Origin of the sequence: Methylocapsa sp. S129 (assembly GCF_009765995.1) — a bacterium.
Lineage (GTDB): Bacteria > Pseudomonadota > Alphaproteobacteria > Rhizobiales > Beijerinckiaceae > Roseiarcus.
In genome coordinates this window covers 407,749-430,784 of record NZ_LMUI01000016.1, presented here as the reverse complement: position 1 = coordinate 430,784, position 23,036 = coordinate 407,749, and the positions used below count along the sequence as shown (strand labels likewise).

Sequence of the window (23,036 nt, the reverse complement as noted above, 5' to 3'; positions counted from 1 at the left end):
CACCGCCACATTGTTGACGATCGTGTCCGGCTTGTAGCCGGCGGCCATGAAATAGGCGTGCAACGTGTCGGCGTTCGACACCAGTCGCTCCGGGGTCAGCTTGTCATCGGTCGCCTTCGACCAGGAAACGCTGACCTGAATGAGCTTCTTGGTCTTGTAGCCAAGGACGTAGGAAACCTCCGCCCCGCCGCCTTCCGGCAGCGCGTCGGACGCTTTGATCGACAGAACCTGAGTATGCTCCGCGCCATTTTGCGAAACGCGCACGCCGTCCGCGCCAACGGCAAAATCCTTCGTGATCGCGGCCCGGACATCGGCCTCAACCATGCCAAAAAGGGCCGATCGGAACCCGGCGACCTCCGCCGCAGTCTGCGCAGGCTCGGCTGGCGCGGGGGCGACAGGAGGAGCGGCCGAACCTGCGCCCGCCGCCGGCTGTGGCGATACCAAAGGTGGAGGCGAAGCGGAGACGCTGTTGCTTGTATTGCTCGGCGCGACCTGCGCGGCAAATCCCGCCTCGGCCATGCCGGAAATGGCCAAAAACGCCGCAAACATGCGACTTGCGACGACGCCGATGCTACGATTCACAATCAACTTCACGATCTCCCACCTCACCCGATCTCGAAAGATTTTGCCGGCGCCGCCACGCGGGAAGCGTGGTAGTGATTAGACTTGTCTTCACACATCTATGAAAAATGCGAAAAAAATGCAACAAGTATGTTAGGAATGCGTTAACGTTTGATTCAAGAGGCCCAGGAATGTTTGAAACCGGTTCGCCAGGGTTTTTGCTTCCAATCACCCAGGCAGAGTCACGGCGATACGCGAGCGCCGGACAATTCCCGGCTCCGTGCGATGCATGAGAGTTCAGTGAGACGGCGACGGGTTGGCGTCGCCGACGCCGCATGGTGCGGACATCCGATTGTGCTCCACCCTCCATGCTGGAAGGTTTGGCGCCATCGGCGTCGAAACCTTTGTATCCGACGTATGAGTGGACTAAATCTCGGAATCGCCGCCGGGATTGCCGACCGGAAGCGTCGACCGATCCTTCCCGGAACTTCCAAAATGATGCGAATTGACGAATGAGGAATGAAAATCGCCACGATCGGATGATGCAGCGGGTGCGGCTGGCGTTCCTCAACTTTGGCTACGGTCAACTGACGATGGGTGGGCTGGCTAAAGCTTGTGATCTCACTGCCAGGGCGCTCTACTATCATTTCAAGAGCAAGGAAGACGCGTTTCGCGAGTCGATCCGCTGGAACCACATCGGCGAAATCCAACGCGGCTGGGACGCAGGTCGGCGGAAGCTTGCACGCGGAGGCAGCGCGGTCGAGGTGATCGTTGCGATTTTGGATGCCCGGTTTGGAGAGACGCGCCGGGATTTGGCGCTCTCCCCTCATGCGTCGGAACTCAACTTTGAGGCCTTCCACCGTTGTATGGACATTATCGCGCAATCGGCGGTCGTTTTTCAGGCGGGACTCGCCGAGGTCCTCGCCGATCTGGAAAAGCGCCATCTGATTCAGCTTCGGCCGAACCAAACGCCGGCCGATGCCGCGCAACTGCTGGCCGACGGCGCCCGGGGGGTAAACCAGACGCTGCCAAACCTCCCAGCCGCCACATTGCCGGAGCGCTATGCGCGCATGTGCGACGCCCTGCTGTACGGTATTACCGAGCCTGCGGCCAAAGCGAGCCGCCAAGCGGCGGCGCGCGGCGACGCGCCGACAGACCGAGCCTCGGCCGAGAGCCTTCTCACATCCGAGAAACGCGCCAGCGCCGACGGGCGCCGGTAGTCGCGAGGGCTGAAACCCTTGTCGTCGATGGGTTCGAGCAAAGCCGCTCATCGCGCTGACGTCAAATTGTCGAGAGAAGCTCTGCTCGCAAGATAAGGTCGCCGCGCTAGGAGCCCGAATATGACCGAGAGAGTCAGGGCCGTCGCTGATACGATTGCGAGAGAATAGCGCAACTTGGCCTCATCGCGCAGGACAAAGTCCGTGACAAACGCCACCGATGTCGGGCCGAGTCCAAGACCAATGAGATTCGACACGAGAACCGCGACCGCGGTCGTAACCCCTTGCAGGCGGCTCGGAAGCATCTCCTGCAAAGCCGCGGGGCTATTGCTGATCAATAGGGTGTAAAAGAAGATCGCGGGCGTGAGCAGCGCAAGCGTCAGCCGAGCGTCGCCGGCGAGGAGTCCAACGACGGCGAAGGGCAATGCAAGCAAGCTGCCGCCGATCATCGCCCTCAGCCGGCCGTCGCGCAGACCTCTATTGGTCAGGGCGTCGCCGATGAGGCCGCCAGCGATAACGCCGAGAATGCCGCAGGGGATGACGATCGCGCCGAACGCCGTCCCGGCCTGCGCCGTCGTGAATCCATAGGTGCGGATCAGGAGACTCGGCACCCAGGCCGTCATCGCCTGAGCGCTCATCGCGCCGAAGGCGCCGCACAGCAAAAGGCATGTCAGCGTCCGCGCGTTCGATCGGAAGAAAACCATGACGTCGGACAGGCTGGCGCCGGTTGAAACATCCGCATGCCGACGCACGGGCTCGCGCAAAGTCGCCGCCCAGAACGCTAAAAGGAGCCCCGGCGCGCCAATCAGAACGAAAACGCCTTGCCAAGGTTTGAGGTCGCCCATCAAGGGCAGCGACAGGCCGCCGTAAGCCGCGAGCCGCGCAATCAGGGCGGCTCCCAGCAGAAACGCCAAACCTGCGCCAATATAGGCGCCCATGGTGAAAAGCCCGAACGCCAAGCCCAGACGCTTCCGAGGCACAGCGTCGATGATGACCGAGAAGCCTGCCGGAAGCAGCGTCGCCTCGCCGATGGCGACGCCGATCCTGCAGAGGAGCAGGCCGAGGAAACCGCTCGCGAGCCCGCAGCCGACGGTCATCAGGCTCCAGCAGGCGACGCCAAGCGCAATGATCGTCATGCGTCTGGAGCGATCGACCAAGCGCCCGATCGGCAGTCCGCTCACGACGAGGAAAATCGAAAAGGCGAACCCCTGCAGGAGGCTCACATTGACGTCGCTCAGCCCGAAATCGCGTTTGATCGGCTCGACCAGGAGGCTGAGAACATAGCGGTCGAGGAACGAGAACGCATAAGCCGTCGCCAGAACCGCGACGAGATACCAGGAATAGATTTGGCCCGCTCGTTCCCTCGCGGGGGGAACGGCCAGGTCAGCTTTGCTCATGCGATCATGGCGGCGCTTCTCGTCCGCAAAGCCTATATTCCCGATCACGTCCGCCGCAACCCCCGTGCGGGCGCCCGTCATCACGGACCCCCGACGTCTGCAGGCGACGAACCGCGGCGAAAAAGCATGACGTTCCTGTGATCAGCGTTTCGGAAACCGATATCCGGCTGAAACAATGATAATTCGAATTCACTGAAACGGTCTGACTTTTATTGGGATGACTTTGCGCTGGGGGCTTCGGGCCGCGCGCCGATGCGCCGCGGGTTGGTCAAAGCCGCTATCGATGATGATCAGCTTGACAGACCACTGGCGATGAAGCGCGTTTATCGACGACCTGCCGCCATATGCGCCGGAGAGGCCGTCCCCCGCGGGCCTTCAACCGTTCGCGACTAACGTGTCGGTTCGCGCCCGCTTCGCAAGACGTTCCTGTGCGACGCGTTCATGAACGTCGGCGATTGCGCGGCTCAGATCGCCGCCGAGACCGAAACCATCCAACATTTTCGCGGCTTCGCGCATTTCCGCGGCGCGCCTGATCCCATGCTGCTCGACGCGGCCGCGCATCGTCGCGGCGAGCGCAGCGAAATCGAGGCTCGGGAAGGTCGCGTCCAGGCTTTGAACGACATCCTCGAACACCCCGCACTTGTCCGCCGCCTCGGAGAAGTCGATCATCAACGCCTCCATGCCCTTGATGACGATGCTGCGGCAAAGCTTTGTCGCCGACGCCCGGCCGATCTCATCGGAGACGACATCGATCTTCATGCCCATCGGATTGAGCAAATCGGCCGCTCTCCGGGCGGCCTTTCCGCCGGCCAGGATGGGCACGGCGAGCCCCCTGCCCGGCACGTTGGCCATAACAGCGCAATCCACATAAGCGGCGCCGGCGGCTTCGACGAAAGCCGCCGCCGATCGCTTCGTGTCTGGCGCGACGGAATTGAAATCGAGGAAAATTTGGCCAACCCGCAGATATCTAGCCGCCGCCGCCGCCGCGGGCGCCGCCTGATCGGCGGTGACAACCGAAATGACGACGTCGCAGCCGCTGCAGAAAGCGTCGAGATGAGCCATAGCCTTCACGCCGGCCGATGCGGCGCCGGTGGCGCATTCCGAAAAAAACGCGGGACTTTCAAACAGGATGTCGTACGCGCGCACGGACGCCGCCGGAGCGCGCGCAAATTCCGCGCCGAGTAATTTTCCCGCCTCGCCAAAGCCGAGAAGTCCGATGTTGACGCGCGTCGCTTCCGTCATCTGGCTTCACTCGTGTTCGGGGGAATAATCGACATAGACCAAGCCTGCCGCGGCAAGCGGTTCGCGCATCTTGTAGAGATCGAGACCGAGCTTGCCCGAAGCCAGGATTTCGCGCTTCTCCGCTTCATTGGCTTCGCGCGCTTCTCCCGCCTGAGCAACCGCGCGCGCGTCACGCCTGGATACGACCACGACGCCGTCGTCATCGGCGACGACGGCGTCGCCCGGCCTCACCAAGGCGCCCGCGCAGACGATCGGAATATTCACGCTGCCCAGCGTGGCCTTCACCGTCCCTTTGGCGTTGATGGCGCGCGACCAAACGGGAAAGCCCATCTCCGTCAGGCTCTTGACGTCGCGCACGCCCGCGTCGATGACGAGCCCGCGAACGCCGCGCGCTTTCAACGATGTTGCGAGCAGGTCGCCGAAAAAACCGTCGGTATTGTCCGTCGTCAGGCCGACGACCAGAATATCGCCGGGCTGGCATTGTTCGACGGCCACATGCAGCATCCAATTGTCGCCGGGCTGGGCAAGAACGGTGACCGCCGAGCCGGCGACCTGTGCGCCCGTATAGATCGGCCGCATGTAGGGTTTCAGCAAGCCAGTGCGGCCTTGGGCTTCGTGCACCGTCGCCACGCCAAGCCTGGCGAGCCGATCGACGGCTTCGGTTTCGGCGCGCGGCGGATTGCGTACGACGATCGTTTTCATGCCAGTTCCTCGACGACCATGGGGAACAGACGCTGATAGGCTTCGCCGTACGTCATCGCCCGCCCGCTGTTGCGCCCGCCCTGCATGCCGCGCTGAAGCGCCACGCGCGTGTAATATTCCCAAAGGTGCTTTTGCGCAGCGAGGACATGAAACGCTTCGACCTTGCGCTCCCATACCTCGTCGATGTTCAGGATGACGTTCGGCTTGAAATTGCACATTTCAGGTTGATGCGGTTCGAACAGAAAGACCGGCGGCGCCGTGTAGCTGTAATCGGCGCGCGGCTTATGGCCCATCGCCTGCGCGACGATGCGCGCTTCCTGGGCGAGGCGCGCCGCTTCCGGATGGTCGACATTATAGGGATCTTCGAGCGAGTGGGTGAGGATGAAAGAGGGATTGGCCTCGCGATTGACGTCGATCAGCCGATCGAGCATGGCCTCGGTGACGCGCAAGGGATAATCGCCGGCGTCGAAAAATTCGATTTCGGCGCCAAGAATCGCCGCGGCCTTTTCGGCCTCCGCCTTGCGCTGGCTCTTAACCTCTTCGAGACTGACGCCGCCTTTTTTCCAGGCGAACTGGCTTTCCCCACGCTCGCCGAAAGAGAGACAAACGATCTTGACCCTGTAGCCCTTGGCCGCATGCAGGGCGATCGCGCCGCCCGCGCGCCAAACGAAATCGCCAGGATGGGCAGTGACGACGAGCGCGGCGGCGCCGGCATTTTTCATCTTACACTCCAAGAAGGCCGGTCAGTCGGCGGCGCTGATTTCAATAGTTTCGCGCGGGAAAGCGACGCCGTCGAACAGAAGCCGCGCGGTGCGAAGCAAGCCAGCGCGCTCCACGACGGATCGTTCGGCGGTCCCGCCAACCGCAATTCGAACATCAAAGACGCCCGTCGGATGTTCGATCGCCAGAAGCTTTTCGCGGCCCGCAGGCAGGTTTGCGACGCGCGCGGCGGGCGAGCCCGGCAGAATGCAAGCCGTCGCCACCGATACGGCGGCGAAGACGCCGATCGAGGCATGGCATTCATGAGGAATGAAGCTGCGGGTCGCAATCGCGCCGCCTTTAGCCGGCGCCGCCACAAGACACATTTTCGGAACGACCTTGTCGCGAACGTCGCCCAGATTCATCAAAGGGCCGGCCGCAAGGCGGATTTCTTCAAGGCGCCCCTTGAGCTCTTGATCGGCGTTCAATTGATCGCGCGGCTCATAGCCGGTGCGTCCGAGGGCGGAAGCCTCGATGACAACGACCGGCATGCCGTTGTCGATTAGCGTGACGTCGACGCCGGCAACCCGGTCGACGGAATGGCCCGTCGGCAGCAGGGACCCGCAAACCGACCCTTCAGCGTCAAGAAAATCGATGACGATGGGCGCGGCCGTGCCCGGCGCGCCATCGATCCGCGCCGCGCCGGCGTAATTCACCCGCCCTCCAGGCGTCTCCACCGAGAGTTCGGCGATCGTGCCGGTGTTCAATGTGCGCACCTTGACCCGGGTCAACGAACCCGAAGGTTTGATCAGGCCGCGCTCGATGGCGAAGGGCGCGACGCCGGCGAGGATATTGCCGCAATTGGGCGTGATGTCGACCACCGGCCTGTCGAGCAGAACCTGGCCGAACAAGAAATCCACGTCGATTCCCGGCTCACTGGAAACGGACACGATCGCCACTTTGCTGGTCAACGGATGCGCGCCGCCGAGGCCATCGACCTGCCGCGCGTCGGGCGAGCCCATCACCGAGAGGATGATCGCATCCCGCGCCGCGGGTTCGGCCGGCAGATCGCTGGCGAGGAAATAAGCGCCCTTGGAGGTGCCCCCGCGCATCAGCGCGCATCGGATGCCATGCTGCATGATTGCGTTTCCATAAACAGCGCCGCGCCCCGCTTAACGTCGAGGGGTCGTCGTTCGCCTCGACACTGACGCAGCGCGTCTCATGCAACAAATGCATTCTTTCGCAGAACTTATGAAAGCCTCTCATCGGCTTTCGAGCCTTTTGCGAAATGCTTAACGATCATGCCGCGAAATTCCGTCGCGAGCGGCGACAGAGGTCTGTCGCGCTTCGAGATGATGCCGAGGCTACGCGAGAGGCTGGGGTTGCGAAGCGCTATGCCCTTCAAAGTCGGACTCAGATGAAGATTCAGGGCGAGACGGGGAATGATCGTCGCGCCGACCCCGGCTTCGACCAGACTCACCGCGGTGGCCGTATGTTGCGCCTCATAACGCCATTTCAGCATCTCGCGCCGCGCCCCCAAGGCGTCATCGATAAGCTGGCGGTTGCCGGTTTGCGGACTGACGCGGATCAACGGCACATCGACGAGATCGTCCCAGTCGACCTCGCTGTTCTTGGCAAGGGGGTGGTCCTTGCGGCAGACCAGGAGAAAAGGCTCCTTCAGCAGCGTCTGGAGATGGAGATCCCATGAATTGGCGGCGACGATCGTCAGGCCGAATTCGGCGACGCCGGAGCTGACGAGTTCACCGATTTCGGTCGCCGAATTGTCGTAAATTCGCACGCGCACGTCGGGATGCTTGCTTTGAAATCGTCGGATCAAGGCCGGCAGGTGATTGGTCGCGATCGTCGGCAGACAGCCAAGACTCAACAAAGCCTGCTCAGGCTGACAGGCCTCGCGAATCTCGCTCAAGGAAGCGGCGATCTCATTGATCGCCCGGCGCGCCTTTGGAAGAAGGTCAGTCCCGGTTCGCGTGAGCGTCACCTCCCGCGTGGTGCGCGTGAACAGTTGAGCGCCAAGATCGTCCTCGAGCTTGCGGATACGATGGCTCAGCGCGGTTTGCGACAGGTTGAGATGAGCGGCCGCGCGCTGGAAGCTGCCGCGCTCCGCGATACTAACGAAAGCCTGGAGGCCGAGAAAATCAATGCGCACGCGCCTGAACCCTGGTTTCCTGCACAATATTCATAAATGCGCCAATAAAACTAATTTGCTTCATCTATCGCGCGATGGTCTTTTCAATGACGCGACGACCGGCTTCGCCGCCGCCACAAAGATTCGCGTGCGAGAAGGAAGGACGATTTACGGTGAGCGACGCGGAACCCTGCCACGACATCGCGCATCTCGCGCATGTGGAGTTGCTCACGCCCAAGCCCGAAGAAAGCCTGCGCTTCTTCCTCGACGTGATGGGCATGCAGGAATCGGCCCGGGCGGGCGATTCCGTCTACCTTAGGGGCTGGGACGATTACGAGCATCACACGCTGAAACTCACCGCATCGAAACAACCCGGCATTGGGCATTTCGCTTTTCGCGCGGCGAGCCCGGCGGCGTTGCAGCGCCGGGCGAAGGCCTTGCAGGCGACCGGTCTCGGCGTCGGTTGGACCGATGGCGACGTGGGACATGGGCCAGCCTATCTCGCGCGCGATCCCGATGGCCACAAAATCGAAATCTATTATGAAACCGAATGGTACAAGCCGACGGCGGCGCTCAAGCCGGCGCTGAAGAACCAGGCCGCGCGTTACGCCTCCCATGGCGTTGGGGTGCGCCGGCTCGACCACCTGAATTTGCTCGCCCATGACATCAAGGGAACGCGCGAGTTTCTGGAAAACGCCGTCGGACTTCGAACGACGGAGATGATCGTGCTCGACACGGGCGTCGAAGAGGGAATCTGGCTGACCGCGACCAATAAAAGCTACGATATCGCCTATACGCACGACCATACGGGAGCGAGGGGACGCTTCCATCACGTCACCTATGCCGTCGATTCGCGCGAACTGGTGCTGCGCGCGGCGGACATTTGCCTCGAACATGGCGTACACATCGAGACGGGTCCGCATAAACACGCCATCCAGCAAACCTTCTTTCTCTACGTGTTCGAGCCTGGCGGCAACCGCTTCGAGGTCTGCAATGCTGGCGCACGTCTGATTCTGGCGCCCGATTGGAAACCGATCGTCTGGACAGAGGCCGAGCGCGCCAAAGGACAGGCCTGGGGCCTGCAGACGATTTCAACCTTCCACACCTACGGCACGCCGGACGCCGAACAGAACAGAACTCTTGATTCTGATTCGAAATCGTAGGATAGTTTGGGATCAAACAATTCGGCTCAATCAAGGCCGAGAGCTATCCAGCGTCCGCCGCGGCGCTTCTTTTTGGGAGGAAAGAATGGTTTCCAAATCCGGGATCGGTCGGCGTACGATTTTAAAAGGCCTCGTTGCGGGCAGCCTCACGACGGTCGCCGGTCAAAGAATGGCCTTCGCCGCGCCGCGCGCGATCAAAATCGGCCTCGTCATGCCGCAAACCGGCCCGCTCGCCTTTTTCTGCGAGCATATGCCTTTCGTGCTGGACCAGGTGAAAGCGAAGATGGGCGGCCATTTCGAAAATGGCGGCGCGCAACACCCCTACGAGATCATCATCAAGGACAGCCAGTCGAATCCCAATCGCGCCGCGGAAGTGACGCAGGATCTCCTCCTCAACGACAAGGTCGACATCGTCGCGACCTTCGCCACGCCGGAAACGGTCAATCCGGTATCCGACCAATGCGAATTGAACGGCGTGCCCTGCGTCAGCAATGACGCGCCGCTCGAGCCTTATTTCTTCGGCCGCAGCGGCGATCCGAAGAAGGGCTTCGACTGGACCTATCATTTCTTCTTCAGCGGCGAGGAGCTCGCCAGCTCTCTCATTCCTTTCTGGAACCGCCTGCCGACCAACAAAATGATCGGCGGGATCTGGCCGAACGACGGCGACGGCATCGCGCAGTCCAAGGGTTTTCCCGGCCTCTTCACCAAGGCGGGATTCAAGGTCACCGATCCCGGCCGTTTCGACATGCCGGCCAGCGACTACAATGCGCAGATCGCGGCGTTCAAAGCGGCCGGCTGCGAGATCGTCACGGGCGTCGTGCCCCCGCCGGAGATGACGACTTTCTGGAACGGTTGCGCTCAGCAGGGCTACAAACCCAAAGCCGTCTATATGGGCAAGGCCCTGGAATTCCCCGCCGCGATCGCCCCCATGGGCGCGCGGGCGGCCGGGCTGACCACCGAAGTATGGTGGAGCCCGACCGCTCCGTTCAAGTCGAGCTTCACCGGCCAGTCTTCGAAGGATCTGGCGGACGCCTATGAGAAGTCCAGCGGCCGGCAATGGTCGCAGCCGCTTGGCTTCCGCCACTCCTTGTTCGAAGTCATCTTCGATGTGCTCAAGCGCGCGCAGGATCTCGACAAGGCCGCCTCAATCAGGGACGCGTTGAAGGCGACGAAGCTCGACACGATTGTCGGCCCGATCGACTTCAGCAAAGGGCCTTTCCCGAACTGCGCCTTGACGCCGCTGGTCATTGGGCAATGGCTCAAGAGCCCGAACTCAAAATATCCCTTCGACATCGTCGTCGTGGACAACACCAATTTCCCGAATATCCCCGTCGCCGGAACGCCGCAGGTGATCTCCTACGGTTGACGGCGAAGCCGAGAGAGATCGAGAACAAAGGCCCCCATGCTGGAGCTGCAATCGCTTTATCGCCATTTTGGCTCCTTGAAAGTGATCGACGGCCTGGATCTCAGCGTCGCCAAGGGCGAAGTCCTTGGTGTGCTCGGCCCAAACGGCGCCGGCAAGACCACCTTGTTCAACGTCATCCTCGGCGTGCTCGCGCCGACGGCGGGCAAGATTATTTTCGAAGGGCGCGAAATGACTCGCATGCGGCCATGGGACCGCTGCCGGGCGGGCATCGGGCGCACCTATCAGGTGCCAAAGCCCTTCTCCAATATGAGCGCCTATGAGAACGTGCTGGCGGGGGCCGTCAGTGGAGGCGGCCTGCCGCTCCGCCAAGCGCGGGACTGGGCCATGGAAGTGCTCGATCTGACCGGCCTCGATCACCGCACAGCGAGTCCGGCGGGCAGCCTTTCGCTCCTCGATCTCAAGAGGCTCGAATTCGCCAAGGCGATCGCCTGCCGCCCGCGCCTGTTGCTGCTTGACGAAATCGCCGGCGGCCTCACCGATTATGAATGCGATGCGCTGCTGGAGATCGTGCAGACTGTTCGCAAACAAGGGGCCACGATCATCTGGATCGAACATGTGATCCATGCGCTGCGCCGCGTGGCGACTAGGCTCGCCGTGCTCTATGGCGGCGCCATCATCAGCAATGGCGCACCTGACGCCGTTCTGGCCGACCCAAAAGTTCGCGAAGTCTACCTCGGCGTCGAGGCCTAGGCCGTGGCGTCGAGCGCACTTCTGTCGATCGAAAACCTTTCGGTGTTCCACGGCCAGTTCCAGGCGATCCACGACCTCAACCTTGAGGTCGCAGCAGGAGAGATCGTCTCCATCATCGGAGCCAATGGCGCCGGCAAATCCTCGCTTCTGAAAGCCATTATGGGGCGCGCCGACCGCATCGAGGGCGCCATTCGATTCGAGGGCGCCGATCTCGCCGGTCGGTCGACGGCGGCCATCGTGGGCGGCGGCGTCGCTCTGGTGCCGGAAGGGCGGCGCCTGTTCCCGTCCCTGACGGTGGAGGAAAACCTCAATATCGGTTGGGAGGTCGGAACGCGCGGCGACGTTGGTTTCGAAGATGTCTACGGCTATTTCCCCATGCTGCGGGAGCGACGCCGCCAGAAAGCGCGGGAATTGTCCGGCGGTCAGCAGCAGATGGTCGCCCTTGCGCGCGCCTTGCTGGCCAGCCCGCGCCTGCTTCTCTGCGACGAGATCAGCCTCGGACTTGCGCCTACGATCATCAACGATCTCTACGAGATCATCGCCAAAATTCGAGATCGCGGCGTCGGAATCGTTGTCGTCGAACAGGACATCGCGCGCTCACTCGCGGTCGCCAATCATTTCTACTGCCTTCTCGAAGGCCGGATTAACCTCAGCGGACGCCCGCAGGACACCACGCGTGAGATCGTGGCCAAGCATTATTTCGGAGTCTGAGATGCTGGCCGCCATCGTGAACCAGATTCTGCAGGGCGTGCTCCTCGGCGGCCTCTACGCCATGTTCGCGATGGGCCTGTCGTTGTCCGTCGGGATTCTGCGATTCGTGAACATCGCCCATGGCGACCTGATCGTCGCGGCGTCGTTTCTGCTGCTCACTTTGACGTCTCAACTCGGCCTGCCGCCGTTTCTGGCGGTGCTGCTGGTCATTCCGGTGGCTTTTGGGGGCGGATATCTCTTGCAAAGGCTGTTGTTTCAGCGCGCGCTCGGCAAGAGCGTGCTGCCGATCATTCTGGTGACCTTCGGCCTCTCGATCATCATTCAGAACGGGCTGCTCGGCGCTTACGGCGCCGACACGCGCAAAGTAGCGGGAGGCGCTTTCGAGACGGCGACGCTGGCCCTTGGCGACGGCGTCAATATCGGCGTGCTGCCGCTGACGATTTTCTTGACCGCCGTCGCCATGATTGGATTGCTTGACCGCCTGCTCTACGCCACGCGCATTGGCGCGCGCATCCGCGCCGTCTCCGACGATGTCGCGACCGCCGATCTCGTCGGTCTGCCGTCCGCGCGCATCTATGCGATCGCGATGGGCGTCGTCGGCGTGACGATCGCCATTTCGGCCGGCTTCATGTCGATCTGGACCAATTTTGACCCGGCCAGTGGTCCGAGCCGTCTCATCACGGCTTTCGAAGCGGTGGTGCTGGGCGGCCTTGGCAGCCTCTGGGGGACATTGGCCGGCGGCATTGTTCTTGGCGTCGCGCAGAGTCTGGGCGCGCAAGTTGACGCCGCCTGGCAGGTCCTCGCCGGACATCTGGTGTTTCTGACGGTGTTTCTCATCAGGCCGCAGGGCCTTTTTCCCCGCTCCTGAGGCCTGCGATGTTCGAACCCAAAGCTTTCTGGACTGTGGCGATGGGACGGGGGCTGCTCGCGCTCGGCGCCGCCGTTTTGATCGTCGGCCCGGCGTTGTTCTCCATTCCGCAGCTTCAACTGCTCACGCAGTTCCTTTCGCTGCTTGTGATCGCGATCATGTGGAATCTTCTGGCCGGGTACGCAGACATCGTCTCCATCGGCCAGCATGCCTTTGTCGGCATCGGCGCCTATGCGTTTTACGGCTTTGCTGTTTTCGCCGGACTGAACCCGTTCATCGCCCTTGTCATGGCGGGCGCGACGGCCCTGCTCTTCGCGCTGCCTGTCATGCTGGTGATCTTCCGCCTGCGCGAAGCCTATCTTGCCGTCGGCAGTTGGGTCGTGGCGGAAACCCTGATGCTGATCGCAGGGAAGCTCTCGGCGTTTGGCGGCGGGTCCGGCGTCAGCATGCCGGTTTCCGTGGTCAAGGAACTCGGGGCGCAGCCCGCGCTTCGCTACGAGACCATCTATTGGCTGTCATTCGCCCTGGCGGGATTGGCGCTGGCGTCGACCTTCATCCTCATGCGCTCTCGCGTCGGCATCGGCCTCACCGCGATGCGCGACGACGAGGAAGGCGCCGGCGCGATCGGCGTCAATCTCATCCGCTCGCGCATCCTATGCTTTCTTTGGGCCGCGCCGTTCCTGGGCATAGCCGGCGGAATCATCACCTTGCAGAAGCTGCGCGTCGCGCCCCCGGCGTCCTTCAGCATTACCGATTGGACCGTTTATGTGATTTTCATCGTCGTGATCGGCGGCATCGGTAGTTTTGAAGGCCCGATCATCGGCACGATCGTATTCTTTCTGATCCGCCAATATCTCGCCGATATTGGGGTATGGCATTTCATCCTGCTGGGCGTGCTGTCGATCGCGGTGATCCTGGTCGAACCGCGCGGCCTTTGGGGTCTGCTGCGCCGGATCGTTCCTCAGGATCTGATCCCCGTCTCGCATGCTCCGCCAAGACGACGACGTGCCCAAACGCCGGATGCCGATAAGGCGCCCTCACCGACTTTATAAAGCTGAACAGGGAGGCAAGACGATGATGAACATCAATATGCTGATCAATGGCGACGAGGCGGCGGCCAGCAATGGCGCAATCTTCGAGCGCATCAATCCGATGACGGGCGGCGCGGCGACGCGCGCCGCCGCCGCGACCGAGGCCGACGCACGGCGAGCGGCCGATTCCGCCGCCGCCGCCTTTCCCGCCTGGTCAGCCCTGGGCCCCGGCGCCCGGCGCGCGGTGTTGTTGAAAGCGGCCGATGTCATGCAGAGCAAGGCCGCCGCTTTTACTGAACTGATGATCGAAGAAGTCGGCGCGACGGCGCCTTGGGCCGGCTTCAACGTCTATCTCGCGAGCAACATGCTGCGCGAGGCAGCCGCTCTGACCACCCAACTTGATGGACAGGTGATTCCCTCCGACAAGCCGGGCACGCTTTCGATGGCGATCCGTCAGCCGGCCGGCGTGGTGCTCGGCATAGCGCCCTGGAACGCGCCCGTGATCCTGGCGACGCGCGCCATCGCCGTTCCCCTTGCCTGCGGCAATACGGTCGTCCTTAAAGCCTCCGAAGCTTGCCCCGGCACGCATCAGTTGATCGGCAAAGTCCTGATCGAAGCGGGCCTGCCCGCGGGCGCGCTCAATGTGATCACCCATGCCGGCGCCGACGCGCCCAAGCTGGTCGAGGCGCTGATCGGCCATCCCGCGGTCAAGCGCATCAATTTCACTGGCTCGACCCGCGTCGGGCGCATTATCGCCCAACAGGCGGCGCGGCATCTCAAACCGGTCCTGCTGGAGCTCGGCGGCAAGGCGCCGTTGCTGGTCCTTGACGACGCGGATGTCGATGCGGCCGTCAACGCGGCCGCGTTCGGCGCTTATATGAACCAGGGCCAGATTTGCATGTCGACCGAGCGCATCATCGTCGATGAAGCCGTGGCGGATGAGTTCGTTGCAAAACTCTCGGCCAAAGCCAAAACCCTGAAGGCTGGCGATCCGCGCGAGCATGTCGTTCTCGGTCCGCTGTTCGACCTCGGCGCGGCCGAGAGGATGGATGCTCTCATTCACGATGCGACGGCCAAGGGAGCGATTCTCGCTTGCGGCGGCGGACGCAAGGGCGCTGTCGTCGAAGCGACGCTGCTCGACCGGGTCACTCCGGCGATGCGCATTTATACGGAAGAGAGCTTTGGGCCGGTGAAATCAGTGATCCGCGTCAAAGGCGTCGATGAAGCCGTGCGCATCGCCAACGACACGGAATATGGACTTTCAGCGGCCGTCTTCGGACGCGACATCATGCGGGCGATGGCGGTCGCCAAGCGCATCGAATCCGGCATCTGCCACATCAACGGCCCGACCGTCAGCGACGAAGCGCAAATTCCTTTCGGCGGCGTCAAAGCGTCAGGCTACGGCCGCTTCGGCGGGCGTTGGGGCCTCGACGCCTTCACCGAAACCCGCTGGATCACGATCGAAGATCCGCACCAGCATTACCCGTTTTGATCAGACTAAGGGGAGAGATTCCATGCCTGAAGCCGCAACGACGGAATTCTGGAAGAACCTCAAACCGATCACGACGGTGTTCCAGCCAAACGCCTTGCCGGAAATCTATACGCCCGATGTCGCGAACGCCGACGAGCGCTATTTCGTGCCATTCACGGAAACCGTCTCGTCGCGTCCCCTATGGATTTCACCCTCGCAGAACAAATGGTGCGACGTCCTGATGGCCAAACGCGCCGGCCTGGTGAACCGGCATTACCACCCGCATCAGGTCTTCGCCTACACGATCTCCGGCAAATGGGGCTATCTCGAACATGATTGGACCGCCAAGGCGGGCGATTTCGTTTACGAGACGGCGGGCGAAGGCCACACGTTGATCGCCTACGAACATGAAGAGCCGATGCGCGCGATCTTCATTGTCGAAGGGCCGCTGATCTGGCTCGATGAAGACGGGAAGTCGCAGGATTACTTCGACGTCCATAAATACATCGCGATGTGCAAGGCTCACTATGAAGCGGTTGGCCTCGGCGCCGGAATGATCGATGCAATGATGAGGTAAGCGCGTCTTCCAGGACATCGCCTAGAAAACGTATTTCGAGCGGCCAGGGTGCCGCCGGCTACAACGCCGGCAGCCAGACATCCAGCACGGCCGCGCGCCCGCCCTCGCGCACGGCCCGCAAGGCTTCGCGGATCGCCTCGTCGAGGTCGCCGGCCGATTTCACCGTGCGCACGAAGGCTCCGCCGGCCGCGGCCGCGATGCCCGCGTAATCGGGCGGCGGCTCGAAGCTGACGTCAATGTCGTCAGCGCGCGCGGCATAGCCGTCGGGATGAACGGCAAGAGCCGAATATTTCGGCGCCTTCCAGCCGCGATTGTTATAAACGACTTGCAGGAACGGCGCTTTGTAGCGACGGGCCATCCAATGCACCGTCGATGGAATAGAGAACATGTAGGATCCGTCGCCTGTCAGCGCGACAAAGGTTCTTTCAGGCGCCGCGAGCTTCATGCCGACCGCCGCGCCGCCGTTCCAGCCCAAGGATCCGCCGCCGCTTGCGAAAAACGTGCCGGGTTTTGTGCGGGCGATATGATCGCAAATGGCGGGATAATTGGTGATGCCCTCATTAAGGATCACCGTGTCCGCGTCGATCGCTCTGCGAACCGCAGCGGTCAAAAACTCCGGCGTGATCGTATCGCCATCGGGCGCTTCGCGCCCTTCTATTTGCTTGGCGCGTTCGTCATGGAGGCGCACGTAGTGCTGGATGCGTGCGCCAGCCGCGGCCTCATCCCATCCCGCGCGCCCGAGATGGGCGTTGATTTGCGCGAGCGCGGTCGCCGCGTCGGCGCGGAAAGAGCGATGGGCCTTGATGTACCAAAGGGGAATCGAATCCTTAAGCGGATCGATGTCGATATGAAAGATCCGCGCGCTCTCCGCCGGCCTATTGATGGTCGGAATCCAGGGCACGTCGCTGTCTATCACCAGCACCACATCCGCCTCCGCCAGGCGCTGATTCTGGAAGGGATGATTCCAGTGATTGCCTTGGTACATCGCCGCGTCATGCGGATAGTTCATCGTGGTGGGAACCGATTCCAATACGCCGACGCCTAACCTCTCGCAGAGGCGCACGAGTTCATGCACGGCTTCCGGCTTGCGGCCAAGATAGGTCGTTACGATCAAAGGCCGTTTGGCCGTGGCCAGCGCCGCCGCGATTTCGGCGACGCTCGCCTCGGGCAGAGGCGCAGCCGGCAACGGCCGCCAGCAATCCGGCTCAATCGCGACGGGGGTGATTTCTTCCTCCATCACCTCGCGAGCGCCTGTGAGATAGACCGGTCCTTTGGGGTCGCTGTGCGCCAGTTGCATGGCCCGACGGACAAGCTGCGGGATGTTTTTGCCGGTGCGGAATTCGTTGGAATATTTCATATAGCCGCGAACGATCCCGCGCTGATCGGCGACGTCCTGAATCCATTGGATGAATTCATTGCGGCTGCCGCGTAATTCCCCCTCCTGAGTGAAGGGAGAGAGCCCGGCGAAGATGAAAGCGGGAACGCGCGCTTTCGCGGCGTTATGGACGGCGCCGCCGAGCGCCTGCGTCCCGCATTCCACATGCACGATCACGGCCTGGGCCTGCCCGGTGAGCTGCGCCGAACCGTGCGCGCAGCTCAGCGCCACCATCTCGTTGGGCGAAGTCACGATCATGGGAATGGCGCGCCCATGAGCGCGCGCTTCGGCGATCGCTTCGACCAGCGCCGGATGATCGCTGCCGAAATTCGCGAAAATATGCGTCACACCCGAGTCGCCCAAGGCTTCGAGCAGGGCCGTGCTGGCGCTATACATGGCAGTCCTCTCAGGAAATGGGTCTTCAGCTCAGGGCCGCCGCGATCTTCCTCAGCATCGCGATAAGCTCGGGCTTGGCCTCTCCAATGATGGCGTCGAGCCGACGGTCGTGGGCTTCGACATGCTTGAGCAATGCGTCGAGCGCATCCTCCCCTTTAGAGGTCAGCCGGAGGGTGACGCTGCGCCTGTCGGCGGTGGAACTTTCACGCAGGATCAGACCGTCCCGCTCCAGATCCCGAATGAGCGGGCTGATCGTGGACTTGTCGCGCCCGATGGCGCGGCACACTTCGATCTGCGACAGGCCGGGATTAAGCCTGACGACCATCAGAGTCGCGAAGTGACCGGGCTTGAAATCGCGCCGGCTGGAGCTTGCGATAAAGGCCCGCAACGCGGTTTCCTGCGCCATGCGCAGATGAAAAGCGATGTAGCCGTCGAGTGGACCGAGGTTCACTTCAGGGGCCGCCGCCCCAGGCTCCGGCGCCGACCGCGCCCGACTTGTGCGTTTGTGCGCCGTTGCGGCCTTGCTCACGCGCTCAAACCTCCGTCGGCCATCAAGAGACTGCCGGTGGTGAAACTGCTCCGGTCTGAAGCAAGATACAGAACGGCTTCGGCGATTTCCACCGCCCGCCCGTGACGTCCGAGCGGAATCATGTCGTCGAAAAAGGCTGCGGCGTCCCGCCCCATGGCTACGGTGAGGCCGGCCTCAACATTCTGCTGGAAGCTATTGTCAATCGGACCGGGGTGAACGGTGTTGACGCGAATTCCTCGGGGCGCGAGATCTTTGGCGAGACAGCGCATCAGGCCGACCTGGGCGTGTTTGGCCGTGACATAGGCGTAGGCGCCGGGATCGCCGCGCGTTCCCACAATGCTCGATGTGATGACAATACTGCTTCCCCTGGGCATGTGCGGGACGGCATATTTTGCGAGAAGAAATGCGCCCCTCACATGCACGGCGTAAACTGCGTCGAATATATCCTCGGGAAACTGGTCGACTGAAGCCACGACGCCAAAACTTCCAGCGTTGCTGAACACAACATCGATCCGGCCCCAACGCCCCATTGCGCCTTGAACCAAACGTTGAATGTCCGCCGTGCGCGTGACGTCGGCCACAATGGGCAAGACATCGGCATGCGCAAGCGTAGCGACCGCTTCGATTAATTTGGCTTCATCGCGGTCGACGAGCACGATCTTGGCCCCTTCGCCAAGGAACAGCCGCGCCGTCGCCAGACCGATGCTGCCCCCACCCCCGGTGATCACACAAATCTTGTTTTGCAAGACCGTCACCGCTCCTCCGTCCTGTCGTCGACAAACCGCCTCGGCCGCGCATCTTGCAAAGCGGCATGACGTCAATTTAGTTTGGGCTCAAACTTAATGGAAGCAGTCGTGCTTGTCTATTGTCGGATGGTATGAGGTACGAGACGACTCGATGGCTCCGCGGCCTTTGATTCGGCAGCGCAGCGACCCGATAGTTAGGTCAGCAATTCAGACGCAAATTTAATTTGCAACGGAGCCAAAATCCCCTGCGCCGGGCTTGCCTTCGCATCGCCGCTCGGGTTTAGTGGCGCACCCTCGGCGCAAAAAAAAGGCCACCCGAAAGCGGCCTAAGTCTAGGGAGGAAACGCCCAAGGAGGGCATACGATGAAAGAATCATCGTATGCCCAACATATGCTGCGGCGCACCAAGTTCAATCCCAAAATCAGAGATATGCCCTGCAAAGGCGTGTCCGTGCTCACAATCGGCGTGGGTGTGCTTTTGATGCATCACTAGACATGCCGGTTTTATTACCGAGCCGGCCGGATTGCGGGCGACGTTAACCCTAGAGTAACCAGTTGAGCCCGGCGCTTCGGCTTCAGTAGGTCGCCCTGCCCCCCGAAACGTCGAAAACCGCGCCTGTCGTGAAAGAGCATTCCTGGCTCGCCAACCAGCAAATGATGGCCGCCATCTCGTCCATCGTGCCGAAGCGATCCATCGGGATTTTGGAACGCATATAGGCGATATGAGCGTCTGAGACCTGGGCCAGCATCGGCGTTTCGACGGTGGCTGGCGTGATGACGTTGACGGCGACCCCATCCTTGGCGAGTTCCTTGCCCAGCGATTTGGTCAATCCGATCACGGCGGCTTTCGACGCGCTATAGGCCGAAGCGGTGGGATTGCCCTCCTTCCCGGCAATTGAAGCCACGTTGACGATGCGCCCGTAGCCGCGCGCCTTCATGAAAGGCGCGACATAGCGGTTGCAATAGAACAGACCGTTGACGTTGATATCGAAAATGCGCTTCCATTCGTCGATGGGATAATCGACGACAAGGGCGTTCAAACCGGCGACCCCCGCGCAACAGACGAGCGCGTCGATGCGACCCATGGCGCCCTGGGCCTCCGCCGTCGCGCGCTCGACGGCGGCCGGGTCGGTGATATCGAGGCGCGTCACACGAGCGTCCTTGCCCAGGCGCGCCTTGGCGGCGTCGAGCTTGGCCTGGTCCACGTCCCAGAGAGAAACCTGGCCGCCTTCCGCCAGCATGCGCTCGGCCGTTCGTAAGCCTATGCCCGAGGCTCCGCCGGTGATGATCGCCCCAGTCCCCTCATAACGCCGCATCGCATACATCCGTGATCCCTTCATTGTTGTTACAGATGGAAGTCGTGAAGATCCCATTGGATCGGCACGTTGTAGCCATCGACCTCCAATGGGCGAAGAACGCGCTGGCGTCGTCGATCGTCACTTTTTCGACCTTGCCGGCGAGATTGGCGCTGCGCTGAACTCGGTAGCCAGCATCCATATCTTTTTGCCCTTCACCCGCCCTCCCCTTGCTCGTGTTTTTTCGCGGCGCCGCCCAGAATCTTGCTCTGACGAACGGTTTTGCAGGATCAAGTTAGCCCTTCGCGGGCCAACGTCAAACGAGCGGAATTGTCAAGCCGCGTTTCTTCTCCAATACCTGTCTTCGAAGCCTGCCGACCATTGCGGCCCTTGATTATGAGAATTGAGGCCGCGTCGGGGCTTTACAATATTGGCGACGCCAATATCGTTCGGCCCCGGACATATTCGCCCGGCATGGATCGCTTACGTTGCGAAAGCCATGTGCAAAAGGCGGAATGACTTCAAGCGGGAGGAAGCAATGAGCGCACGCGTCAATGGAATCCATCATGTCACCAGCGGCGTTTCGGGCGCGCAGGAGGACATCGATTTCTTCACCAAAGCGGTCGGCCAAAGGATGATCAAGCAGACCGTGCTGTTCGATGGCGAGAAGCCGATCTACCACCTCTATTACGCCAACAAACACGCTCAGGTCGGCTCGGTGATGACCTGCTTTCCGTTCCGCCAAGCGGGGCTGTCGGGGCGCAAGGGCACCGGCCAGATCCAGACGACCTGCTATTCCGTGCCGGTCGGTTCATTGAAGTTCTGGACCGGCCATTTCGAGAAGCACAAGGTCAAGCACGGCGCGGTCCACGAACGTTTCGGTCAAAAAAGGCTGGGCTTTTCGCATCCGGCTGGCCTCGAATTCGATCTCGTCGAGGACGCCCACGACAAGACGGAAGGCTGGACCACCGATGAAATATCCGCCGATGTCGCCGTGCGCGGCTTTCATAGCGTCGTGATGTCGGTGCGCGATACGGAGGAGCAGGAGCGCTTCTTCGTCGACGGCCTCGGCTTCACCAAACAGGGCCATTCGGGCCCCTTCATCCGGTTTGCGATCAACGAGGGCGGCGCCCAGAAGACCATCGATCTCCATCACGAGCCCGACCGCAAGCAGGGATCCTGGACCTTCGCGCAAGGCCTCGTCCATCACATCGCCTTCGCTGTGCCGACCGAAAAGGAACAAACCGTCGTCAAGGCCCATCTCGAAGGGCTCGGCTACACCGACGTCTCCGAGATCAAGGATCGCAATTACTTCCATTCGATCTATTGCCGCTCGCCCGGCGGAATCTTGTGCGAAATCGCAACCTGCGACATCGGCTTCGCGATCGACGAACCGATGGAGCATCTGGGCGAAAAGATGCTGTTGCCGCCATGGTTCGAGCCGCGCCGCGCCGAGATCGTGGCGCCGCTAGAGCCGATCAAGGTTCCCCGCCACGCCGGCGCGCACTAAAACAGCTCCGCCCTTGCCGGCCCTTGCTTCCCCGTTTTGCCGGGAAGCAGGGGCCGGACTGAGGGCAGCGACGCGGCGCTCATTCGCCCTCGGCCGGAAAGCATGCTTGCGTCGACGCAAAGAGCATGTTGCGTCCGTTACGAGCAAAGCGAAAGAATCCTGGCATTGTTCTGGCGCCGCCGCTGGCGGCGAAGCCCTTGCATCCCCCGTCCCTTTCCCTTACAAGCCCCACCTTCGAACCGCCCGGCCAGTCAGGGCTGCCGTGGCGGTTCTTTTCGCTCATCTCGACGCGAACGGGCCTTACAAGGCCTGGTCATTCCAAAAGGGGTTTAAACCCCTAGGAGAGCCAAATGCCCAAGTTGAAGACCAAATCGGGCGCTAAAAAGCGCTTCAAGATCACCGGAACCGGTAAAGTGGTTTACGCCCAGAGCGGCAAACGCCACGGGATGATCAAGCGGACCAACAAGCAGATCCGCAACCTGCGCGGCACCAAGGTGCTGTTCAAGACCGACGGCGACAATATCAAGAAGTATTTCTTGCCGAACGGCTGAACGCCTCATCCCTTTCAAGGCGAATGCGAAGCATTCGTCCGGCCCTTTGCTGAGCATTCCAGGAGATCAAGATGTCCCGTGTCAAACGCGGCGTAACGTCCCACGCCAAACACAAGAAGGTGCTGCGCGCCGCCAAAGGCTTTTTCGGCCGCCGCAAGAACACCATTCGCATCGCCAAACAGGCGGTCGAAAAGTCGATGCAATATGCCTATCGCGATCGCAAGAACCGCAAGCGCGAATTTCGCGCCCTGTGGATCCAACGCATCAACGCCGCGGTGCGCGAGCATGGCCTGACCTACAGCCGCTTCATCTCGGGCCTGATCACGGCCGGGATCGAGGTCGATCGCAAGGTTCTCTCCGATCTGGCGATTAACGAACCCGCGGCTTTCGCGGCGATCGTCGAACAGGCCAAAGGTCATTTGCCGAAGGCCGCCTGAACGGCCCGTTTTCGACAAATCCGCGGCCTCGAGGTTCTGACGCCTTTATGAAATCCGCCTCCGCGCAGCCAGCGTGGAGGCGCTTTGTTTTGGCGCGCCTCGACAACCCCGCCGTCGCGTGACAAAAGCCGCTTCCGATCAAACCCCATGATTTGTCCATGACCGATCTTTCCCCCTTGCAAGCCGAAACCCTCGCCGCCATCGCCGGCGCCGCCGACGAAGCGGCGCTTGAGGCGGTTCGCGTGGCCGCGCTGGGCAAGAAGGGCGCGATCTCCGCCCTGCTCGCCACTTTGGGTA

Annotated in this window: 24 protein-coding genes and 1 pseudogene; 13 read left to right on the top strand and 12 right to left on the bottom strand. The window is 61.8% G+C overall.

Annotation, left to right across the window (positions count from 1 at the left end; translation table 11 throughout):
* The coding region (locus GSQ90_RS11320; RefSeq protein WP_158814918.1) for a hypothetical protein at positions 1–582 on the bottom strand (582 nt) is incomplete at its 3' end.
* Between the two features lie 518 nt (positions 583–1,100).
* Here GSQ90_RS11320 and GSQ90_RS11315 point away from each other — a divergent pair.
* Complete coding sequence (locus GSQ90_RS11315) at positions 1,101–1,781, top strand: TetR/AcrR family transcriptional regulator (RefSeq protein ID WP_158814917.1); 681 nt, start codon at positions 1,101–1,103, stop codon at positions 1,779–1,781.
* A 47-nt stretch (positions 1,782–1,828) separates the two neighbouring features.
* On the opposite strand, the gene GSQ90_RS11310 is transcribed toward GSQ90_RS11315, so the two are convergent.
* The 6 genes from GSQ90_RS11310 to GSQ90_RS11285 form a co-directional block, all read right to left on the bottom strand.
* On the bottom strand, positions 1,829–3,175 hold the full coding sequence (locus tag GSQ90_RS11310; RefSeq protein WP_158814916.1) for an MFS transporter: 1,347 nt from the start codon (positions 3,173–3,175) through the stop codon (positions 1,829–1,831).
* A 375-nt stretch (positions 3,176–3,550) separates the two neighbouring features.
* Positions 3,551–4,417 carry an NAD(P)-dependent oxidoreductase gene (locus tag GSQ90_RS11305; protein WP_158814915.1) on the bottom strand — a complete coding sequence of 289 codons (867 nt, stop codon included), beginning with the start codon at positions 4,415–4,417 and terminating at the stop codon, positions 3,551–3,553.
* Positions 4,418–4,423: 6 nt separating this feature from the next.
* Positions 4,424–5,119: a 4-carboxy-4-hydroxy-2-oxoadipate aldolase/oxaloacetate decarboxylase gene (locus tag GSQ90_RS11300; RefSeq protein WP_158814914.1), complete on the bottom strand. Its 696-nt coding sequence runs from the start codon at positions 5,117–5,119 to the stop codon at positions 4,424–4,426.
* The gene (locus tag GSQ90_RS11295; protein WP_158814913.1) at positions 5,116–5,841 is read right to left on the bottom strand and encodes a PIG-L deacetylase family protein; all 726 of its coding nucleotides are present in this window, start codon (positions 5,839–5,841) and stop codon (positions 5,116–5,118) included. The genes GSQ90_RS11300 and GSQ90_RS11295 overlap by 4 nt, the downstream gene beginning before the upstream one ends.
* A 21-nt stretch (positions 5,842–5,862) precedes the next feature.
* Positions 5,863–6,960 (bottom strand): 4-oxalomesaconate tautomerase, encoded by a 1,098-nt coding sequence (locus GSQ90_RS11290; protein ID WP_371418356.1) that lies wholly within the window; start codon positions 6,958–6,960, stop codon positions 5,863–5,865.
* Positions 6,961–7,067: 107 nt separating this feature from the next.
* Entirely contained in the window at positions 7,068–7,985 is a 918-nt protein-coding gene (locus GSQ90_RS11285; protein WP_158814911.1) for a LysR family transcriptional regulator, read from the bottom strand.
* A gap of 152 nt (positions 7,986–8,137) precedes the next feature.
* Between GSQ90_RS11285 and GSQ90_RS11280 the strand changes: the two genes are divergently transcribed.
* From GSQ90_RS11280 to GSQ90_RS11245, 8 genes are all read left to right on the top strand, one after another.
* Positions 8,138–9,127 (top strand): catechol 2,3-dioxygenase, encoded by a 990-nt coding sequence (locus tag GSQ90_RS11280; RefSeq protein ID WP_246731531.1) that lies wholly within the window; start codon positions 8,138–8,140, stop codon positions 9,125–9,127.
* 85 nt (positions 9,128–9,212) lie between these two features.
* A complete protein-coding gene (locus tag GSQ90_RS11275; protein ID WP_158814909.1) occupies positions 9,213–10,493 on the top strand; it encodes an ABC transporter substrate-binding protein in 1,281 nt (426 codons plus the stop codon).
* A 36-nt stretch (positions 10,494–10,529) separates the two neighbouring features.
* Positions 10,530–11,243 carry an ABC transporter ATP-binding protein gene (locus tag GSQ90_RS11270; RefSeq protein WP_158814908.1) on the top strand — a complete coding sequence of 238 codons (714 nt, stop codon included), beginning with the start codon at positions 10,530–10,532 and terminating at the stop codon, positions 11,241–11,243.
* Between the two features lie 3 nt (positions 11,244–11,246).
* Complete coding sequence (locus GSQ90_RS11265) at positions 11,247–11,954, top strand: ABC transporter ATP-binding protein (protein WP_158814907.1); 708 nt, start codon at positions 11,247–11,249, stop codon at positions 11,952–11,954.
* Position 11,955: 1 nt separating this feature from the next.
* Positions 11,956–12,822: a branched-chain amino acid ABC transporter permease gene (locus GSQ90_RS11260; RefSeq protein WP_158814906.1), complete on the top strand. Its 867-nt coding sequence runs from the start codon at positions 11,956–11,958 to the stop codon at positions 12,820–12,822.
* Between the two features lie 8 nt (positions 12,823–12,830).
* Positions 12,831–13,874: a branched-chain amino acid ABC transporter permease gene (locus GSQ90_RS11255; RefSeq protein WP_158814905.1), complete on the top strand. Its 1,044-nt coding sequence runs from the start codon at positions 12,831–12,833 to the stop codon at positions 13,872–13,874.
* A gap of 25 nt (positions 13,875–13,899) precedes the next feature.
* A complete protein-coding gene (locus GSQ90_RS11250) occupies positions 13,900–15,345 on the top strand; it encodes an aldehyde dehydrogenase (protein ID WP_158814953.1) in 1,446 nt (481 codons plus the stop codon).
* Positions 15,346–15,367: 22 nt separating this feature from the next.
* Positions 15,368–15,901 (top strand): 2,4'-dihydroxyacetophenone dioxygenase family protein, encoded by a 534-nt coding sequence (locus GSQ90_RS11245; RefSeq protein WP_158814904.1) that lies wholly within the window; start codon positions 15,368–15,370, stop codon positions 15,899–15,901.
* A gap of 58 nt (positions 15,902–15,959) precedes the next feature.
* On the opposite strand, the gene GSQ90_RS11240 is transcribed toward GSQ90_RS11245, so the two are convergent.
* From GSQ90_RS11240 to GSQ90_RS11220, 5 genes are all read right to left on the bottom strand, one after another.
* A complete protein-coding gene (locus GSQ90_RS11240) occupies positions 15,960–17,672 on the bottom strand; it encodes a thiamine pyrophosphate-requiring protein (protein ID WP_158814903.1) in 1,713 nt (570 codons plus the stop codon).
* A 25-nt stretch (positions 17,673–17,697) separates the two neighbouring features.
* Positions 17,698–18,078, bottom strand: coding sequence for a MarR family winged helix-turn-helix transcriptional regulator (locus GSQ90_RS11235; RefSeq protein WP_210254879.1), 381 nt, complete (start codon positions 18,076–18,078; stop codon positions 17,698–17,700).
* A gap of 119 nt (positions 18,079–18,197) precedes the next feature.
* Positions 18,198–18,956 (bottom strand): SDR family NAD(P)-dependent oxidoreductase, encoded by a 759-nt coding sequence (locus GSQ90_RS11230; protein ID WP_158814901.1) that lies wholly within the window; start codon positions 18,954–18,956, stop codon positions 18,198–18,200.
* A gap of 565 nt (positions 18,957–19,521) precedes the next feature.
* Positions 19,522–20,262 carry an SDR family NAD(P)-dependent oxidoreductase gene (locus tag GSQ90_RS11225; protein ID WP_371418355.1) on the bottom strand — a complete coding sequence of 247 codons (741 nt, stop codon included), beginning with the start codon at positions 20,260–20,262 and terminating at the stop codon, positions 19,522–19,524.
* Positions 20,249–20,443, bottom strand: a complete 195-nt coding sequence (locus tag GSQ90_RS11220; RefSeq protein WP_158814899.1) for a hypothetical protein — start codon at positions 20,441–20,443, stop codon at positions 20,249–20,251. Before GSQ90_RS11220 ends, GSQ90_RS11225 begins: the two co-directional genes overlap by 14 nt.
* A gap of 336 nt (positions 20,444–20,779) precedes the next feature.
* Here GSQ90_RS11220 and GSQ90_RS11215 point away from each other — a divergent pair, with 336 nt between their 5' ends.
* From GSQ90_RS11215 to GSQ90_RS11200, 4 genes and pseudogenes are all read left to right on the top strand, one after another.
* Positions 20,780–21,751 (top strand): ring-cleaving dioxygenase, encoded by a 972-nt coding sequence (locus GSQ90_RS11215; protein ID WP_158814898.1) that lies wholly within the window; start codon positions 20,780–20,782, stop codon positions 21,749–21,751.
* Between the two features lie 350 nt (positions 21,752–22,101).
* Entirely contained in the window at positions 22,102–22,302 is a 201-nt protein-coding gene (rpmI, locus tag GSQ90_RS11210; protein ID WP_158814897.1) for a 50S ribosomal protein L35, read from the top strand.
* A gap of 71 nt (positions 22,303–22,373) precedes the next feature.
* Positions 22,374–22,739, top strand: coding sequence for a 50S ribosomal protein L20 (gene rplT, locus GSQ90_RS11205; RefSeq protein ID WP_158814896.1), 366 nt, complete (start codon positions 22,374–22,376; stop codon positions 22,737–22,739).
* 158 nt (positions 22,740–22,897) lie between these two features.
* Positions 22,898–23,036 (top strand): annotated as a pseudogene (locus tag GSQ90_RS11200) (phenylalanine--tRNA ligase subunit alpha); the annotation flags it as partial.

Coding starts and splice junctions, on each gene's coding strand:
- GSQ90_RS11315 (WP_158814917.1), top strand. CDS start 1,101: ATGATGCAGCGGGTGCGGCTGGCGTTCCTCAACTTTGGCTACGGTCAA.
- GSQ90_RS11310 (WP_158814916.1), bottom strand. CDS start 3,175: ATGAGCAAAGCTGACCTGGCCGTTCCCCCCGCGAGGGAACGAGCGGGC.
- GSQ90_RS11305 (WP_158814915.1), bottom strand. CDS start 4,417: ATGACGGAAGCGACGCGCGTCAACATCGGACTTCTCGGCTTTGGCGAG.
- GSQ90_RS11300 (WP_158814914.1), bottom strand. CDS start 5,119: ATGAAAACGATCGTCGTACGCAATCCGCCGCGCGCCGAAACCGAAGCC.
- GSQ90_RS11295 (WP_158814913.1), bottom strand. CDS start 5,841: ATGAAAAATGCCGGCGCCGCCGCGCTCGTCGTCACTGCCCATCCTGGC.
- GSQ90_RS11275 (WP_158814909.1), top strand. CDS start 9,213: ATGGTTTCCAAATCCGGGATCGGTCGGCGTACGATTTTAAAAGGCCTC.
- GSQ90_RS11270 (WP_158814908.1), top strand. CDS start 10,530: ATGCTGGAGCTGCAATCGCTTTATCGCCATTTTGGCTCCTTGAAAGTG.
- GSQ90_RS11260 (WP_158814906.1), top strand. CDS start 11,956: ATGCTGGCCGCCATCGTGAACCAGATTCTGCAGGGCGTGCTCCTCGGC.
- GSQ90_RS11255 (WP_158814905.1), top strand. CDS start 12,831: ATGTTCGAACCCAAAGCTTTCTGGACTGTGGCGATGGGACGGGGGCTG.
- GSQ90_RS11250 (WP_158814953.1), top strand. CDS start 13,900: ATGAACATCAATATGCTGATCAATGGCGACGAGGCGGCGGCCAGCAAT.
- GSQ90_RS11245 (WP_158814904.1), top strand. CDS start 15,368: ATGCCTGAAGCCGCAACGACGGAATTCTGGAAGAACCTCAAACCGATC.
- GSQ90_RS11240 (WP_158814903.1), bottom strand. CDS start 17,672: ATGTATAGCGCCAGCACGGCCCTGCTCGAAGCCTTGGGCGACTCGGGT.
- GSQ90_RS11235 (WP_210254879.1), bottom strand. CDS start 18,078: ATGGCGCAGGAAACCGCGTTGCGGGCCTTTATCGCAAGCTCCAGCCGG.
- GSQ90_RS11225 (WP_371418355.1), bottom strand. CDS start 20,262: ATGCGGCGTTATGAGGGGACTGGGGCGATCATCACCGGCGGAGCCTCG.
- GSQ90_RS11220 (WP_158814899.1), bottom strand. CDS start 20,443: ATGGATGCTGGCTACCGAGTTCAGCGCAGCGCCAATCTCGCCGGCAAG.
- GSQ90_RS11215 (WP_158814898.1), top strand. CDS start 20,780: ATGAGCGCACGCGTCAATGGAATCCATCATGTCACCAGCGGCGTTTCG.
- rpmI (WP_158814897.1), top strand. CDS start 22,102: ATGCCCAAGTTGAAGACCAAATCGGGCGCTAAAAAGCGCTTCAAGATC.
- rplT (WP_158814896.1), top strand. CDS start 22,374: ATGTCCCGTGTCAAACGCGGCGTAACGTCCCACGCCAAACACAAGAAG.